Raw genomic sequence first — 17,723 nt, 5'->3', positions numbered from 1 at the left:
AAAGTAGACATATTCTTTATTTTTGGAAAAAAGGAGCACGGCCACAGCCTGCTTTAAAACTAAATCCTCTATAATGCGTAGCTTTTTTAAAATTTTCTTTGCCACGTTGCTGGCCTTCGTAGTGATCATCATTCTCGGGGTGATCGTACTGTCGGGCTTTATTGGCAGCGCCTTAAGCTCCGAAGTTGTTACCCTGTCGCCCAACAGTGTACTCGTCCTTGAGACCAGCCAGCAGTATAATGAACAGCAGGTATCCAACCCGCTCAATGCTTTTTTGCGTCAGGAGCCTAAGAATGTTCCCGGCGTTAATGACCTGGTACGCTTGGTAAAACATGCCGAAACAGATGATAATATTAAAGGGATTTACCTAAAGGCTGATAATAATGCCAACGGTTTCGCCACCAATGAGGAGGTTCGTAATGCCCTGCTGCGCTTTAAGCAGTCGGGTAAATTCGTGTTAGCCTATGGTGAAACAATGGATCAGAAGAGCTATTATATAGCTTCCCTGGCTGATAAGGTCTATGTACATCCTAAGGGAGGCATAGAGTTTAATGGGTTCTTCACCCAGCTTACCTTCCTGAAAGGAGCATTGGAAAAGCTGGAAATTCAACCACAGATCTTTTATGATGGCCGTTTCAAAAGTGCTACTGAGCCATTACGTGAAACTGAGATGACATTGGCCAACCGTATCCAAACCAATGCTTACCTCGGAGATCTTTATGGCAACTTCCTTAAAAATATAGGTATATCTCGCAAAATAGATACCAGCAGCCTTCACCGATTTGCTAATGAAGGGTTGATTCAGGAAGCTGGCGACGCGCTGAAATATAAATTGGTGGACGGTCTTAAGTACAATGACCAGGTGATGGACGAAATTAAGTCCAGAATTGGGTTGAAAGGTAGTGAAGACGTATCATTTGTGTCCATTTCCAAGTATATGAGCGCAACCGATCTGACAGAGGACAAGGGCGCTGATAATAAGATTGCAGTCATATATGCAGAAGGTAATATTGTTGGTGGGGACAGTGAGAAAGAGGGTACCATAAGCAGTGGACACTTTATTAAACTGATCCGCGAGGCCAGACAAGATAAGGAAGTAAAAGCTATCGTATTCCGCGTTAATTCCGGCGGTGGTAGTGCTTTGGCCTCAGAATCTATCTGGCGGGAATTGGTGTTGGCTAAAAAAAGCAAACCTGTAGTTGTATCAATGGGGGACTATGCTGCTTCAGGCGGCTATTACATTTCCTGTATGGCCGACACGATCTTTGCACAACCTAATACGCTAACTGGTTCTATCGGCGTTTTTGCTGTACTGCCTAATATGCAGTCATTTTTCAAAAATAAGCTGGGAGTTACATTCGACGGTGTTAAAACAGCGGAATATGCTGACCTGGGTAACACATCCCGCCCGTTGACTGAGATTGAAAAGAGGTTCATACAAAATTCTATCGATAGCATCTATAGTACCTTTAAGGGCCGTGTAGTAGAAGGTCGTAAACTTAGTGGTCCGATCGTGGATAGTATTGCCCAGGGGCGCGTATGGAGTGGCGTGCAAGCGAAGCAACTTGGTCTTGTTGACAGGATTGGTGGTATTAGCGACGCCATTAGATGCGCCGCGGGTATGGCTAAGGTTAGCTCATACCGCCTCCGTGAATATCCTGAAACAGATGCTTCCATATCCCGTATGGTAAAGAGCTTTGGTGTGAGCGCCCGCGTTGACGCTGCCGTAAAAGAAGAATTGGGTGATCAGTATAAAATATATCAGCAGTTAAAGGAGGTGAAAGAGATGAAAGGAGAAATTCAGGCAAAACTGCCATATTTCATGGAGATCAGGTAATAATATTGATAAACAAGGACTTATTGGTCTAAGGGAGGACTGGAAAAATTCCCTGTTATAACTTAAAATAGTATTAAACCTGCCTTAACCGGCAGGTTTTTTTATGGAAATGGGTAAAACAATAGTAGTTTTACGCGATTTTTTAGAACAGATCCAGCGAAAGTAAGTATGGCGGTTAAATACAATCAGTGGAAGGCGCTACTCGCCATGTCCAAAGCAAGCTTGATAGGAATATTGAGAAGTCCCTCGGCAGTAATTTTTAGTCTGGGATTCCCTCTGGTATTTATCCTGGTATTCGGCTTTATCGGTGATAATGGCATTTCTGTTAAGGTAGGAGTAGATCCGACAACAGACACGACCAGCTATCTGTACCGGCAACTGGCTAATGAGAAAAGCTTGAAGTTAGTCACTGACGAACCAGCCGCTGAAATGGAGGAGGCACTCAGGAAGGGACGTATTACGGCTATTATACGCATTACTCCGCAGCCATCCCAGGATAGTGTACCCTCTAGTAATGTGAAAGTACGTACGTCAACAGCATCCGTAGATAAAATCTCGCTATTTAATAGTATACTTACTAGCCTCATTTACAAAGCAGACGACAACTATTATCCAAGAAGGTCCATCGCTAAACTTGAACCTATTGAAGTACTGCCAGGGCGTCGTTACCGTACTATAGACTTTATATTACCAGGATTGCTGAGTTTTTCGCTGTTAAGTGCGGCAGTATTCAGCACGGCATTCCTTTTCTATAATTTACGACAGACATTGGTACTTAAACGTTTCTTTGCCACACCAATCCGTCGTCTTTACATCGTATTGGGAGAGGCCCTGGCTCGTCTTGTGTTTCAAGTAGCGGGAGCAATTGTGATTATTGCAATAGGCTATTTTGCTTTCGGATTTACCCTTGTACACGGATGGAGCACCTTCATTGAAATGCTCTTTCTCACAGCATTCGGTGTGGTAGTATTTATGGGCTTTGGTTTTGTAGTAAGCGGAATTGCAAACAGTGAGAGTACTATTCCGCCAATTGCTAACGTAATCACTTTACCACAATTTCTGCTGGCTGGTACTTTTGTACCGGTAGACTCCTTTCCTTCCTGGTTGCAGCCACTATGCCGTATTATGCCGCTAACATATCTGAATGACGCTTTCCGAAAGATTGCTTTTGAAGGGCAGCATATCTGGAATGTCGGATTTGAGTTAGGAGTGATTGCCGCATGGGGTGTAGTGGTTTATATTGTAGCGGTAAAAGTATTCCGCTGGGAATAATGTGAAAACTGATTTCAAACGCGGGTGACTGTACCCGGGAAACAATTTATATGCGTTTTATTAAATTATTGCTGCTTAGCGCTATCGTATTCGGAACCATGATTTTCCTGATATCTCTTTTATTCCCCTCTCGGGCAATTGTAGAGCGTTCTGGAGTAATCGACGCACCAATAGAAAAGGTGTATGCACAGATCAATAACCTGTCAACCTGGCCTGAATGGAATCCTTGGGCAGCACCTGATGTGGCTCAAAAGATTACATTTGCTGATAAGAAAGAAGGTAAGGGCGCAAGTTATACATGGTCTGGCATGCAGCGGGAAAAGCCTGTGTCCGGTACAGTTATAATTACAGAAAGTAGCCCGGCAAAAGGGGTATACTATAATTTGGACTTTTCCAGGATGAAGCCAATGACCGGTGCATTTGAGATCAAACCTTCTGCTGATGGAAAGGGTACAGCTATTCAATGGCGGTTGGAAACCAAACTCGGCATGCTGCCATGGTGGAAACTCAGAGGTTTTTTGGCTGATAAGCTTACAGGGCCTCAATTGGAAACCGGGCTTACCAAACTGAGAAATCTTTGTGAACAGAAATAATCTGATTGTTATTGCTGCGTTTCCTAATTATTACAGACGGTAGCAATGTTTGACTGAAAGAGTGTATTTTCATAAAACTTTGAATAGTAAAACTAACAAACACATTACTATGAAACACGTTCTCTTATTCTTTGCATTGCTGGCAGGTACCAGCAGCTTTGTATCCGCTCAGGAGAAAAAAGCACAGCAAAGTCCACGCGTGACTGCTGAAGGAAAAAATGTAAAAGTATCCTACGGTCAACCTTCTAAAAAGGGCAGAGTTATTTTCGGCGAGCTGGTGCCTTATGGCAAAGTATGGCGCCTAGGTGCTAATGAGGCTACTGAGATAACATTTGCTAAAGATGGCAGCTTCGGAGGTAAGCCTGTAAAAGCGGGTACTTACACACTGTTCACTATCCCTGAGGCAAACGAGTGGACATTCATTCTCAATAGTGACTTGAAGCAATGGGGAGCATATAAATATGAGGAGATCAAAGGCAAGAATGTACTGGAAGTAAAAGCGAAGGCTACCAAAACTAGTGCGCCTGTTGAAAAACTTACCATCACTGTTCCAGCTAACAAACTGGTGGTAGAATGGGATCAGACGCATGTGGAAGTACCAGTAAAATAATAAATAGCGTATTTGCTAAATGAGAAAGCGCCTGCTATACAGCAGACGCTTTTTTTATAACGAAACGAAACAACAACTGACTAATAAGTGATGCCGGGAAATTCTCTCCTTGCCTGATCCAATTGAGATACCCAATCTTGTCCCTGCTCATCCCTGCTACCGAATGCATCCAATGCTAGCTGCTTAAGATCAATATGAGCAGCCCCGCTCCAGAAGTGTACAAATTCACCCATATTCATATCTCTGGTGTATTCCTTACCCAATCCAATAGTCCTGGAAGGAAAATGCCTGGATAATAAAGTGAAGAAGCCGTTCAGGACATCTTTCCCGCCATGATCACGATAAATTGGATAAAACCAATTTTTAAACCACTGCGTACCAGCTTTGGGATAGTCATCAACTGTATTCATCTTGTCATTATACCAGCGTACAGCCTCGTTATCCCATCCTAGATTCTTGTACACATCGTATTGGTATATCTCCATCCATTTACTATCATGCCAGATAGCCATTGCCGGGGAGTTATGCATACCCTTAGAGGCACCTTCAACAATATGGCCCACTTCATGAGCTACTATGTCAAGGTTCCAGCCAGTGCTATCTGTCCATGGATTATTAGAACCTACATCTATCATATTCCGGTAGTCATGACTTGCGTCAAAATAGGTAGCCGGATGCCCGCCCCCATACTTGTTAAAGTGTAGGATGACTGACAGCCGTTTATCCTTGTTCTGACCAAATGAGCCATAAGTTGCTTTAGTATATTTCCAGATGGCGGTCAATTTTCTTTGCGGCCAGGTAATATCTCTAGGTACATCATCGTCATAGTATACACCAACTTCCTCATTAAACGATACCAGTTTAACCAGCTGATTGTGTTCAAACCAATGCTCCTTCCAGGTGGAAGAAGGAGCATTGGGATCTGTTTGATTACCTGTTAGTCTTATTACCTCCGCTTCATGTTTGCAGGAAGTAGATAAGATTCCCAGGAGTGCTAAATGAAAAAACAGCATTCTCATAGGATTTAGTTATTTCCAACCAGGATTCTGTACCAGATTCGGATTGATCAGAATTTGGGTATTAGGTATCGGGAACAGGTAGTCTTTGTCTGTAAAGATGCGGTTTTCTATTAGTGTACGCTGATAAAATTCAGCCCCATTACCCATCATGTTCATACCGTACACCGGACCATTATTAGTCGTTTTAGCGATCTTCCAGCGGCGTGTATCAAAGTAGCGGGAGCTTTCAAATGCCAGTTCCACTCTTCTTTCTGCACGGATCGCTTCACGAACCGCCTCCTGGGTAGTTGGTTCCGGGATCATTCCTTCACCTGTGCCGTACTGAGGGATACCTGCACGGTTACGGATTAAATTCACATACTTCATGATGTCTGCATTACCTGGCGCAGATTCATTCAATGCTTCAGCATAATCCAGGAAGATATTCGCCAACCGGAGCAGTACTACGCCACGCGCATTATCATTAGTGAATACGTCCTTTCTTACGATATATCCGGTAGGAGATACGTCTGATGTACTCTGGCTTCTACCGGAATTACCATTAAATTCCATATTGGTAATGATAGGTGTAGAACCTTCCTGAAACAGCCAATAACTATTGTTATAGGTAATGCCTGCATAAAACCGCGGCTCCCTGTTTACCCATTGATTATAAGTATTTCTGGCTGCGTTATCAAAAGGAGCTCTGAAGCTGGAGAAACCACTGGCCACATAGCCGGAGGCAGGGTCAGATATAGAACGGCCATTGGCTGTAAAGTAAGCATCTACCATTGCCTGGGTAGCGCCATTAGCACCGGCACCACGCTGATTCGCAGGTGAACCCGCATGGAAAGGTGTCCTGTCATAACGGAGGTAACTTCCGGAATTAGCACGTCCATAGATCCATTCTTTGTTCCATTCAACGGTCACTACTTGACGACAGGCATTGTAAGCGGCAGTAAAAGCGTCAGCTCCACTAGCGGTGTACAGGTCGTACTGACTAGGAACATAGATGTCCAGGAACTCTTTTGCTGCAGCTGCAGCTCTAACCCATTTCTGTGGATCATAGCTGGTGTTAACCAGCATTTCACCATCGGTATTTTTGAAATCTGCATAATCGGTATTGCCGTTCCATAACGGACTTGCAGCCAACATCAGCGCCTGTACCTTGTAAGCTTTAGCTACTCCACTGGTAATCCTGCCATATTGTTCACTGGGAACTTTTGCATCCAGATCAGCGGCTGCTTTGTCCAGTTCCGTAACGATGTAATTAACACATGTGTCAATATGCGAACGTTTCAGTTTCAGTTCATCTACACTGGCATTGATGTCAATTGGATTTTCTCCGAGCATAATCGCCGGACCATATATCCTTACGAGGAAAAAGTAGAATATGGCGCGTAATGCACGAGCTTCTGCCTTATACTGTTTCTTCAGACCTTCGTTGACCTCAATCGGATTCGCATTGTCAATGTTCTGAATCAATACGGATGCATTACGGATGGCCTTATAATAATTATTCCAGTATACCGCAGCAGTACCGTCGGTACTTGCCCAGGCCCCGGTATTCATATTATTAGTATAATTGAACGACCAGTTATACTTAGACTCGTCCGAAGCGGCATACCATGCACCCGAGTTCTGGTTACCAGTAAAACGCTGCTGTAATTCGTTTGGTAGCGAAAAGTAAACGTTTGCCAGGAAGTAGTCAGTGTTGTCTTTTGATTTGAAGATATCATCAACTGTCAGTACATCATCCGGTACCTGATCAAGATATTTATTACAGGAGGAGATGCCCAAAGACACCGCAGCAGTTAATATTAAGAAGACTTTTTTCATTTACGATAGTTTGACGTTGTCACATAACCCGTTATTATCAACACCGGGTGATTCAAATCCTATTTAGAAATTAGCCTGGAAACCAAAGTTCACAGAGCGCGTGTTAGGATATCTTGTACCATTACCGGTATTCAATTCTGGATCCCACAGGTCGAATTTGCTCCAGTAGAACAAATTGAGTCCTTGTACATAGATACGTGCGTTCTTAACACCGATACGTTTCATCAGGTTTTTAGGAAGATTATAGCCTAAATCTGCCGTTTTAAGACGCAGGAAAGAGATATCCTTTACCCACCAGCTTGAACTTTGTGAGTTATTCTTGTTAGCTGCATTGCCATAGGCCAGGCGCGGATAGAATGCGTTTGGATTCGGATTTGCCTCTGTCCAACGGTCTTCTGCAATAGCAAAAAGATTACTTCTCTCTGGACCAGTACTGTTATTAAATGGAATGATACCGTCGCCATTCAGCATTCTGTCTGCTCCTGCTACACCCTGAAAGAATGCACCAATGTAAAAGTTCTTCCAGGTAAGGTTCAGGCCAAAACCATAGATAGTTGTTGGTACGTCGCCATTACCAATACGGGCTACATCGTTAGCGTTAATAACTCCATCATTGTTCAGGTCAGCGTACTTGATATCGCCGGGGCGTACAGTGCCAAAAATGGACTGATTAGCATGTTTGTCAATTTCAGCCTGATCAGCAAATAGACCTTCAGCTACATAACCGAATGTTGAGTTATAATTTGTGCCACGTCTTTCCATATAAGGATGTGGTTGTACCGGCTGATCATTCTCTATCACCTTATCTCTGTTGTACGTGAAGGTAGCACGTCCGTCCAGTGTTACGTTTTTGGCAATCTTAACTGGCATCAATTCAATTGTTGCATCGAAACCCTTATTCTGGATGATACCTAAGTTTCCCCAAGGATTTGAATTTAAGCCCACAAAGGAAGACAGGGATGCTCTTTGCAGAAATACTCCTGAACGTTTCTCTTTAAATACATCTGCTGTAATAGACAAATGATCATTCAGTGTTTTGATCTCTATACCAAGATCCTGCTTACGTGAGGTGGCCCAGGTTACATTGGTACCATAGTCCGTGATCACGATGCTTCTGTTTCTAACCGAACCATTCAGACCAAAGTCAAGACCAAGGTCCTGCGAATTGCCGTTCTGATCAACAGGATCTATTGCTACCAGCGTCAGGTAACCGAAACGGCGACCACCGTTTCCGCCATCACCTACCTTTCCGTCAGAATAACGAAGTTTCAGGAATTGCACAGAGTTTTTAAACTTCTCAAAGAAACTCTCATTAGAAATCACCCAACCAACACCGAAAGAGGGGAAGAAACCAAATCTGTTTTCAGGATTGAAGTTTTCAGAACCATTGTAACCAAAGTTTACTTCTCCAAAGTATTTTTCATCATAAGAGTAAGTGGCTCTACCTGCCATACCAATGCTACGGTAAGGAAGGGAAGAGGCTACATCTCCTGCAAAAGCAAATACACGTTCCCGCTGGTTATAGAGCAACATGCCTGTCATATGGCCCTTCTTACCTATGTTTTTATCATAGTTAATAGCTCCTTCTACGTAAAACTGACGGTTAGCATCGTTGTTGCGGCCATATTTCAGATCATCACTACCATTAGATATCAGGTTCAGGTTAATACTTCCGTCGGCATTATACGGGCGAGCTTTATTGATCAGGTAACCACTTCTACTGCGGTAACGGTTGATCTCGTGCATACTGAATACGTCAAAGGAGAATAAACCATAAGCAGATAAACCAGGTGTAATCATTGACAAATCCTGAGAGATACGTGCATTTGAATAAACCTGATTAGCAAATCTATTCCTATAACCGGTCTGTGTAATCTGTGCATATGGGTTTGGCTGCGCACCCTGTGAGTTTACACTCGGTACCAGATTGCCCGGATACATGATCGGGTAGAGGATGGGATTTGTCTGCATTACATTGGCGAATGCGTCTTCCGGACCTACGGTAGGAGTATTCGTCGAGCCAATATTTCCCTGAACACCAAGATCAAATTTGGTTGTCTTGGTCCAATTCATATTAATATTGGAAGTGAAGTTATAACGTTTGAAACGGGTAGAGGCATTGTAGCTCTGTAGCGCATCTGTGCGTAATAGGCTGGTTTCATCATAATAGCCCAATGATACATAGTACGTCGCTGCGTCAGTTCCTCCACGTGCGCTAAAATTGGCGCGTCTGTTCTGGCTTACATCATTGAATAATGCCTCCATCCAGTCAACATTCGGATACAGGTTTGGATCTTCTTTAAGGATAGTTGAGTTGATAGTATTATTAGAGTACTCAGGAGCTAATCCTGTATTGCGCTGAGCTTCGTTACGTAACATCATGTACATTACACCGTCAGTCAGTTCAGGAACTTTGGTAAATGAACTAATACCATGGTTGTAGTTAAACATCAGGTTGTTCTTTCCGGAAGTTCCTTTTTTAGTCGTAACAATTACAACACCATTTGCACCGGCTACTCCATATACAGCTGTAGCGGCAGCATCTTTCAATACAGTGAATGAAGAGATATCTTCTGGATCAATGGAGTTGATATCACGGCCCTGTACTCCGTCTACGACGATCAGAGGACCTGCATTATTACCGGAGCGATTGAAGGTGGATATACCGCGTATCCAGAGGTCAGCACTATTTGAACCAGGTAAACCGGAACGTTGTACTCCGACTATACCCGCAATGCGACCTGCCAGTGCTGCGCTTAAGTTGGCCACAGGTTGCTTCAGGTCTTCCACCTTCACAGTGGATTGCGCTCCTACGAGGCTGATCTTTTTTTGCTGCCCGAAACCTACAACTACTACTTCATTCAGTGAGCTGTTAGTAGCTTTCAGGGTAATATCAAAATCAATAGTTTTATTGATAACAAATAGGTAAGGTTCATATCCTACAAGGCGTGCCACTAGTGAATCGCCTCTTCTCGCGCTAATAGAGAAATGTCCTTTTTCATCAGTTGGAACACCTGCCTTGGACGTTTGATTGATAATCATCACACCTGGCATTGCTGATCTCAGCTCGTCCTTTACATTACCAGTGATGGTGATTTTTTCTGCCTGCTGCGCTACAACCACTGTAGTAGCAAAGAGACCCGACAAACATAGAGCGCCTGTCGAAATAGATTTCTTTAGATTTCCAAGCATAGTTGCTTTGTTTGGTTGATTATAGAAAGTTTACCAGTATAGATGATTAGGTATATAACTGATAAGACAGGATTGAATATTATTGTTGAGGCCTTCTCAGCATCCGCCATTCCGCAAGTTGGAATAGTCCGCTGGTGCCTCCTTTCAGCTCGGAAATAGCGAAGCGGTAGTACTTGTATTTATCAGCGTTGACAAATTCATAACGTACAGTTTTCTTTCTGCTGTCAAATGCCTGATTAGTCTGACTATCCAGCTCTTTCCAGTTTTCGAGGTCATTTGATGCTAGTATCTTCCAGTTCTTAGGATCTCTGCCATCAGCGTCATTCGCAGAAGTAAGTGTATAAGCATCCAATCGTTCTGCAATATCATATTCCAGTTGAATATAGAATGTAGGATCAAAGGAGAAGATCAGAAATTTAGAATCCAGATCGTTGTCAATCACTTTCCTGGAACCTTCACCTGCATTAGCACCTCCTGAGTTCTCTATATTCACTTTCAGATTAATAGCTAATTCAGTAAGATCTTTTTCAGTTTCAGGATCAGGTGGTAGTAATTCATAGATGCGTTCCTTCTTTTTGTCGCATCCCGCGAGTGCCGCCATTATCAGCGCCAGGAATACCAGTGCTTTGATGTTGGCTGATTTGTGAATCTTCATTGTCATATCGATTTTGGCTTGAATATGCTGGTAGATAGAATTGTTCACAGCAGGGCATAAGTATCCCGTTTGTCTCTCGGTATGCTTTTTTTAAGCAGTAACAAGACAGACAATACCCACTTCGTTACACGAAGATTGTTACAGTGAATAAATAATAATTACGTGCTACAGCGTTTGTTCATCTAAAAACATAACGATTATACTTCCCCCATGTGGCTGACTTTTATAATGACGAACTAGCTATTCCTTAGGGATAGAGGCAGTTACCGGCATAGGCTGGTAACCTACTATCTGTTGCTTTGATTTTGGTTTATCCTCTCTGCGCTCTCAAAACATAGAATCTTAATCTCTTACCAGGGATCATAAGACGATCTGTTTATTATTTCGATTACTGTATCTTGGTTGACCTGACTCTATAAAAATAATAGGATTTATCTTCCAAACCTGTTAATAGATTTTAACAGAATGTTAACGAAGTTTTAATGATGTTATGATGTAGCTGATTAACAAATAGTTATGTCTTGTAAAAACGCTGCTGTAGCAATAAAAAATTAAGAATCAGGTATTTAGTAGATAAAACCCGGTACAGGTTAATATAACCTTGTTAGTTATATCGCTATACCGGGTACGTAGCATAATATTATAACCTGCTAGGCAGGATGCATCATACTCTTGATACGTGCCTCACTCGTAATTACCTTTGCCTTCAACTCACTAAGAATAGAATATAAACCAAAATAGGTACGGTTTACATATAGTGAGTGCCGGGAACCCCTGGCTACTTTGGATTCTCTCACTTCTTTGAGGTTATAGAGATAGTCCATGTAGGCATATATTTCTGCAAAATAGCTCTCATTACCGAAGTTAAATTCCTCTTGTGTAAAGGGCAATGTTAGCATATCAATCATCTGCTGGAATAGCCCCGAAAAGAATACCACCTCTTTTTCGGTGTCACTAGGGTGGATCATTTCCAGTGCAGTATAAATCTCCTTACGTCTTACCTCATCCTTAAGGATTTCTTTATTTGTGAGGAGGAAATAGTTAACATAAAACTCTTCCGGGATCTCTTTAATACAGCCAAAGTCAAAGACGCCTATAGTACCATCCTCCCGCATCAGAAAGTTGCCAGGATGCGGATCAGCATGCACTTTCTTAAGTGCATGTACCTGAAACTGATAAAAATCCCATAATGCCTGTCCGATACTGTCACGCGCCTCCTGCGATGGATTGCGATCCAGGAACTCCTTCAGGTGAAATCCTTTCAGCCAATCCATAGTAATGATTCTGTCGCTGGACAGTTCTGGGTAATAGTGGGGAAATACCAGGTTCTCAATATGCGCACATTGTGCGGATACTTCCATTGACCGTTGTAGTTCCAGTTTATAATCTGTCTCTTCCAGCAGTTTACCTTCGATTTCCTCAAAGTACTTGTCCATATCTACCTCGTTCATGCCGACAATACGAATAGCAAACGGCTTTACAATTCGGAGGTCAGACTTAACACTATTAGCTACACCCGGATACTGGATCTTAACTGCCAGTGATTTTCCCCATTTTTCAGCCTTATGCACCTGTCCTATTGAGGCTGCATTAGACGCCTGCATGTCAAATTTGTCATATAGCTGGGATGGCGTTTTACCTAGCGTCTTTACAAACGTATTGATAACCAGTGGTCCAGACAATGGCGGAGCGCTATATTGAGACATGGCAAAACGCTCGGTATAGGCCTTCGGCAACATTCCTTTGTCCATACTTAGCATCTGGGCCACTTTAAGGGCACTTCCCTTCAGATTACTAAGCGTATCATAAATATCCTCTGCATTATCCGCATGAAGTTCTTCACGGCTGATGGAGGGGTCTATGAGCTTCTTTGTATAATGTTTAAGATAGTTAGTACCTACTTTTAATCCAGTTGTTACAAATCTGCTGGCACGTTCAACTTTTCCGGTAGGGATGTTGGTTTGTTCTTTCATCACTGATTTATTTCCTTGCAAACATGAATTTTCCAAAATCCAGGATACTGTCCAATGTATTGGAACTGATCAGCTGGAAGCTGAGATTTACAGCTTTTTCTATAGCGGCATCTGTCATCTCAAAGCGTTCACTATCGTCTTTGGTCCAGTAGCGTAGTACAAATAAAGCCTGCACCCAGAAGCCATGAACATACTGATCAGAGATATACTTACGTTCCTTGATTTCGCCGGTCTGGTAACCTTCTTTAATCAACTCACGTATATAATCATAAAAGGCAATCCGGAAAGACTCCAGCTTGTCCAGGTGCAGGCCCGGAACCAGATACTGGTCTTTCTGTTGAAGGATGTAACTCCTGTTTTCACGTAGTTGCTGAACCCATAAAAAGTAAAAGGTCAACAACTTTTCACGGGAAGAATAATTCCGGTAAATCTCATCTTCTCTCAATTTATCTAACGTTTCCTCAAAGAAGGAACGCCAGATGTCTTTTTCCAATGCATCAAAAGATGAGTAGCTATCGTAAAAGGTAGTCTCCGATACATCCAATTGCTGACAAAAGGTATATACAGAAACAGGCCTTTTACCATTTTCCAGCCAGTAAGTTTTATAAGCGTCGCGCACGAATTTTTTGTCCATGATCCAGGGTTTGGCGTGTAAGAAATACAATACAGCAGACCATGTAGATTGGACATCATCTGCTAACACAAATTTACGCCAGAAACGCCGTATTAACATCATTCCACTGCGGCGGACTGTTAATAAAAGCCCAAAATTTTTGCTTCACGGCCTCAAAAAGATTCAGCGCTAAAATTTGGATATCGGGGAGTTAAAAACAGTCCCAGTTTGGATAGTCTGTCAGCTTATTGCTTATATATCATATATAAATATATGGACTATGATAGCAGACCTTGAGTCATCAAGCCTCAAAAAAGGTCCAAATAATGATGACTGGATTGTTATTTGTTATATCTATTTTTAATTTAGAGAATTAAATTATAGAGATCATGTACAAGAAAACGCTTACAACAGCGGCCGCTGTTGTACTTTCTGCCACGTTATTTGCGCAGTCCAAGCCAGAAGACACAGAAGTATGGGAACCAGTGCCGGCGGTAGTTACTCCTGGCAGCGTGTGGGGCAATGCGCCTTCAGATGCTATCATCCTATTCGACGGCAAAAGCCTGGACCAGTGGGTTTCAGTAAACGATCAGTCGCAGCCTGCCAAATGGAAAGTTGGCGGTGGCGCTTTTACTGTAGATAAATCCACCGGCAATATTCAGACGAAGAGATCTTTCACGAACTACCAGTTGCATATCGAATGGCGGGTACCTAAGAATATTACAGGTACCGGACAGGGCAGAGGTAATAGTGGCCTGTTCCTCGCATCAACGGGTGCGGGAGATGATGGCTATGAACTTCAGATTCTTGACAATTACAACAATAAGACGTATGTAAACGGGCAGTCAGCTAGTATCTATAAGCAGACCGCTCCGTTAGTAAATGCTAACCGTAAGCCGGGTGAGTGGCAAACATATGACATCATCTGGACTGCTCCGCGCTTCAATAGCGATGGCTCTCTGCAATCTCCTGCCCGCGCAACAGTATTCTTCAACGGTGTACTGGTACAGAACAATACTGAACTGCTTGGTCCGACAAGATATATCGGCAAAGCTTCTTACGAGAAAGCACATGGCGCTTCTCCAATTAAGTTGCAATCTCACGGCGACAAGAGTGAGCCGCTGAGTTTCAGGAACATATGGATCAGAGAATTATAGTCGGCGGTAATACTCTGGCTTAACGTATAATTATGCGATCGCTTCCATCTTTGGTGGAAGCGATTTTTTTTGACTATATCCCACATCTCCATCCCGTTAACCAATAATATTTAGGTAGTGATAATCAATGACAAAGCCTGACAAAAGCGCTTTAAGAAGCATAGACCAGCAGAAATATGCTTTTATATTATAATTTAAACATATATTAGCATAGTAATTGAGACAGCAGGCAATAACAAGTGTTCGAGAATACTATACATCATCAATCAACATATCAATCATCATTAAATTCCAAATGTCTCGTTCTATGAAAAGACAATTTCTCGCTTTCGCAAAAAGCAAATCTACACTGTTCTTTCTGTTAGTAGCTGCCGGCCTTTCCATTGGTATTACCTCCTGCTCCAAAGACGAAGACGCTCCGAAATCTGAAGTGTCTAACGAAAATGCTGCAGTAATGGTAACACAATCTGTAACTGCTCAAGGTGGTTTTGTTGAACAGGTAAATAGAGCTACACTAGCCATTTCCAGCCTGGAGGCAAGGAAAGCGGAAGGTGGAAGACTAGCTGACTTCTGCGGTAAATCAGAAAAAGATTCGATCAAATTATCCGGCAACGGTAATAACTTCGGTTTTGATTATGCACTCTACTGGAGCTACGGACTGACTTGTCAGCAAAATACTATTCCTTCCCAGTTCGCCTTTGACTTTTCCGGTCGTGTTGCCTTATTAACTGAACAATTCTCCACTTCCAGCAATTATGCTTCTGTATATACACTGAGAGGTCTGAATGAAGGTAGCGCTAACTGGGAAATCAGCCAGAAGTATGATGCAACAGGTAAACTTGATGCAAAAACAACAGAATTTCCATCTTACTCAAGTGAAATTCATTACGAATCTTCTGATATCAAGGTTAGCAAACGTACCCGTCAGATCATAGCAGGAACTGCTTCTGTAAAAATCTCAGGTAAGGATAGCAAAGGTACTGCTTTCAGCTACCAGGGTATTATCACATTTAAAGGCGATAACAAAGCTACTTACATCGTCAATGGCGGTGGTTCTTTTGAATTACAATGGTAGAATAGTATAAAAATAAAAAGGCGACCCCTGCGGTCGCCCTTTCATTTTTAACCAGGAATTAAGTGTTCAACATCCTCCTGCACATTACCATCTTTCTTTGCTGCATAGCTAATTCCTGATCTCAGATCTTCTGAACTTAGTTGTTCGTCAGAATATTCAAAGACAGTGGCTGTTCCAACACTGGTGTTGGGGTCAGCAATCCCTGTGCTACTACTGTGTAGATCTTTCCTGCTTCCATTACAATGCCGTCTCTTGTAAGCGCAGTTTCACCACTTGAAGCATTATTCAACTTCAGGGTATAAGTACCTGCATCTACTTCTCTGAACTCAGAAGCTGATTTAAAGCCTGCACTGTTAACCAGTACATTGTCATTCAGCAGAAAATTCACAGTTGGCGCATCACTACCTGCATGTACAAAACGTACTTTTGCTTTGCCACTTGCAGGCGCTTTCAGATCGTCTTTCGCCAGGATACCTACAGTAGCATTACCGTCAGTTTCACCTGCAGCGAATAAAGAGTAACTACCACCATCAAAGTCTACTGGAGTAGACAGTACGGTGTTGCCGGTTACAGTTGATTTAAAATCAATCCTTGCATCTCCATCTTTTACACTGATGTATGGCGTAGCTTCACCATACGCAATGGTAGAGGAGTTCAGTTTGCTGGTACCATTGTACACATCTACTGGTCCTGCATCCGGTAATACATTCACAATTTTAACAGTTGCATCGGGGTCCACTGTTGTATCGTCATCATCTTTGCTGCATGATGAAAATGCAAACATTCCTGTCAGGGCTAACATGGTTAACAGACCCTTGCTGGCTTGGTTCAGAGGTGTCATAACTTTGGATCTTTTTTAAAAATTAAGAAATTTATTTACTCCCATAAAAACATAAACTGTGCCATTAGAAATCGTGTTGTGTAATGTTGCTGACTTTTGATTATTGCTAGGGGTAATTTTACACATCTTGTGCTGTCCGGTATCTTTTGTTCCTCAGTTCATGTAAATCTGTTTAACCATATAAATTGCGTACTTTAGCTACAGATGTAGCATTCCACTTTACTAATCACCATATTCATATGAGCATAACAGCAAGTGTAAAACAGAAGAATAATGTTCATGTTACTGGAAATGAAAGCGCAGCGCAGACTATCATCTTCGGCCATGGATTTGGTTCCGATCAGACGGCGTTTGCGCCTATAGTGAAAGCTTTTGCAGCCGATTACAAAATAGTACTGTACGATAACGTAGGCGGTGGTAAAGCAGATATTGACGCTTTCAATCCCTCCCGTTACAGCACGATGCAGGGATATGTGACAGACCTTTCAGATATTATCCGTGCGCTGCAGCTCTCAGATGTTATATATGTCGGTCACTCTGTTAGCGGTATGATAGGACTACTGACAGCCAACAAATACCCTGAATACTTCAGCAAACTTATACTATTGGGTAGCAGTCCCCGATACTTAAATGATATTGCAACCGGTTATACCGGTGGATTTGATATGGAAACACTCAATAGTTTGTATAGCGCAATGAGTACAAACTATTATGCCTGGGCCAGTGGTTTCTCTGCACTTGTAATGAGCAATCCCGATCAGCCCCACCTTGCCGAAGCCTTTGCCGCTACATTATCTGCTATCAGGCCCGATATTGCGCTCTCTGTGGCAAAGGCTATCTTTGAGATGGATCACCGGCAGGACCTTGCCTTATGTACTATACCCTCCCTGGTCGTTCAGACTTCTGATGATGTCGCTGTACCGGGAGTTGTAGGGGAATATCTGCAACAGCATATTCCTGACAGCCAGCAGGTAAACGTCCAGGCAACCGGGCACTTTCCTCATATTGTGGCTCCCGAGGAAGTAATCCGCGCAATCCGTTCATTTATTCAATGACTACCAATTAAAC

At 42.7% G+C, this 17,723-nt stretch carries 14 protein-coding genes; 7 read left to right on the top strand and 7 right to left on the bottom strand.

Going from position 1 to position 17,723, the window contains the following annotated elements:
* Nucleotides 1–73: 73 nt before the first annotated feature.
* From sppA to K1Y79_RS09535, 4 genes are all read left to right on the top strand, one after another.
* The gene (sppA, locus tag K1Y79_RS09550; protein WP_220249794.1) at nt 74–1,837 is read left to right on the top strand and encodes a signal peptide peptidase SppA; all 1,764 of its coding nucleotides are present in this window, start codon (nt 74–76) and stop codon (nt 1,835–1,837) included.
* 168 nt (nt 1,838–2,005) lie between these two features.
* A complete protein-coding gene (locus K1Y79_RS09545) occupies nt 2,006–3,109 on the top strand; it encodes an ABC transporter permease (protein WP_220249793.1) in 1,104 nt (367 codons plus the stop codon).
* 50 nt (nt 3,110–3,159) lie between these two features.
* Nucleotides 3,160–3,702 (top strand): SRPBCC family protein, encoded by a 543-nt coding sequence (locus K1Y79_RS09540; RefSeq protein WP_220249792.1) that lies wholly within the window; start codon nt 3,160–3,162, stop codon nt 3,700–3,702.
* A 109-nt stretch (nt 3,703–3,811) separates the two neighbouring features.
* On the top strand, nt 3,812–4,312 hold the full coding sequence (locus K1Y79_RS09535) for a DUF2911 domain-containing protein (protein ID WP_220249791.1): 501 nt from the start codon (nt 3,812–3,814) through the stop codon (nt 4,310–4,312).
* 80 nt (nt 4,313–4,392) lie between these two features.
* On the opposite strand, the gene K1Y79_RS09530 is transcribed toward K1Y79_RS09535, so the two are convergent.
* The 6 genes from K1Y79_RS09530 to K1Y79_RS09505 form a co-directional block, all read right to left on the bottom strand.
* On the bottom strand, nt 4,393–5,331 hold the full coding sequence (locus K1Y79_RS09530) for a hypothetical protein (RefSeq protein WP_220249790.1): 939 nt from the start codon (nt 5,329–5,331) through the stop codon (nt 4,393–4,395).
* A gap of 9 nt (nt 5,332–5,340) precedes the next feature.
* Entirely contained in the window at nt 5,341–7,149 is a 1,809-nt protein-coding gene (locus tag K1Y79_RS09525; RefSeq protein WP_220249789.1) for a RagB/SusD family nutrient uptake outer membrane protein, read from the bottom strand.
* A gap of 63 nt (nt 7,150–7,212) precedes the next feature.
* Nucleotides 7,213–10,341 carry a SusC/RagA family TonB-linked outer membrane protein gene (locus tag K1Y79_RS09520; protein ID WP_220249788.1) on the bottom strand — a complete coding sequence of 1,043 codons (3,129 nt, stop codon included), beginning with the start codon at nt 10,339–10,341 and terminating at the stop codon, nt 7,213–7,215.
* 79 nt (nt 10,342–10,420) lie between these two features.
* Nucleotides 10,421–10,996, bottom strand: a complete 576-nt coding sequence (locus K1Y79_RS09515) for a discoidin domain-containing protein (protein ID WP_220249787.1) — start codon at nt 10,994–10,996, stop codon at nt 10,421–10,423.
* Nucleotides 10,997–11,646: 650 nt separating this feature from the next.
* Nucleotides 11,647–12,969, bottom strand: a complete 1,323-nt coding sequence (locus K1Y79_RS09510; RefSeq protein ID WP_220249786.1) for an ABC1 kinase family protein — start codon at nt 12,967–12,969, stop codon at nt 11,647–11,649.
* A 7-nt stretch (nt 12,970–12,976) separates the two neighbouring features.
* Nucleotides 12,977–13,603, bottom strand: coding sequence for a TetR/AcrR family transcriptional regulator (locus K1Y79_RS09505; RefSeq protein WP_220249785.1), 627 nt, complete (start codon nt 13,601–13,603; stop codon nt 12,977–12,979).
* 368 nt (nt 13,604–13,971) lie between these two features.
* Between K1Y79_RS09505 and K1Y79_RS09500 the strand changes: the two genes are divergently transcribed.
* Together K1Y79_RS09500 and K1Y79_RS09495 are read left to right on the top strand one after the other, a co-directional pair.
* Complete coding sequence (locus K1Y79_RS09500; RefSeq protein WP_220249784.1) at nt 13,972–14,739, top strand: 3-keto-disaccharide hydrolase; 768 nt, start codon at nt 13,972–13,974, stop codon at nt 14,737–14,739.
* Between the two features lie 307 nt (nt 14,740–15,046).
* Nucleotides 15,047–15,814, top strand: coding sequence for a hypothetical protein (locus tag K1Y79_RS09495; protein WP_220249783.1), 768 nt, complete (start codon nt 15,047–15,049; stop codon nt 15,812–15,814).
* Nucleotides 15,815–15,950: 136 nt separating this feature from the next.
* Here K1Y79_RS09495 and K1Y79_RS09490 read toward each other — a convergent pair whose 3' ends face one another.
* On the bottom strand, nt 15,951–16,655 hold the full coding sequence (locus tag K1Y79_RS09490) for a DUF4397 domain-containing protein (protein ID WP_220249782.1): 705 nt from the start codon (nt 16,653–16,655) through the stop codon (nt 15,951–15,953).
* 239 nt (nt 16,656–16,894) lie between these two features.
* Between K1Y79_RS09490 and K1Y79_RS09485 the strand changes: the two genes are divergently transcribed.
* Nucleotides 16,895–17,710 (top strand): alpha/beta fold hydrolase, encoded by an 816-nt coding sequence (locus K1Y79_RS09485; protein ID WP_220249781.1) that lies wholly within the window; start codon nt 16,895–16,897, stop codon nt 17,708–17,710.
* Nucleotides 17,711–17,723 lie beyond the last annotated feature (13 nt).

Origin of the sequence: Chitinophaga rhizophila (genome assembly GCF_019492185.1) — a bacterium.
GTDB lineage: Bacteria > Bacteroidota > Bacteroidia > Chitinophagales > Chitinophagaceae > Chitinophaga > Chitinophaga rhizophila.
This window is presented reverse-complemented; position numbering and strand designations above follow the sequence as displayed.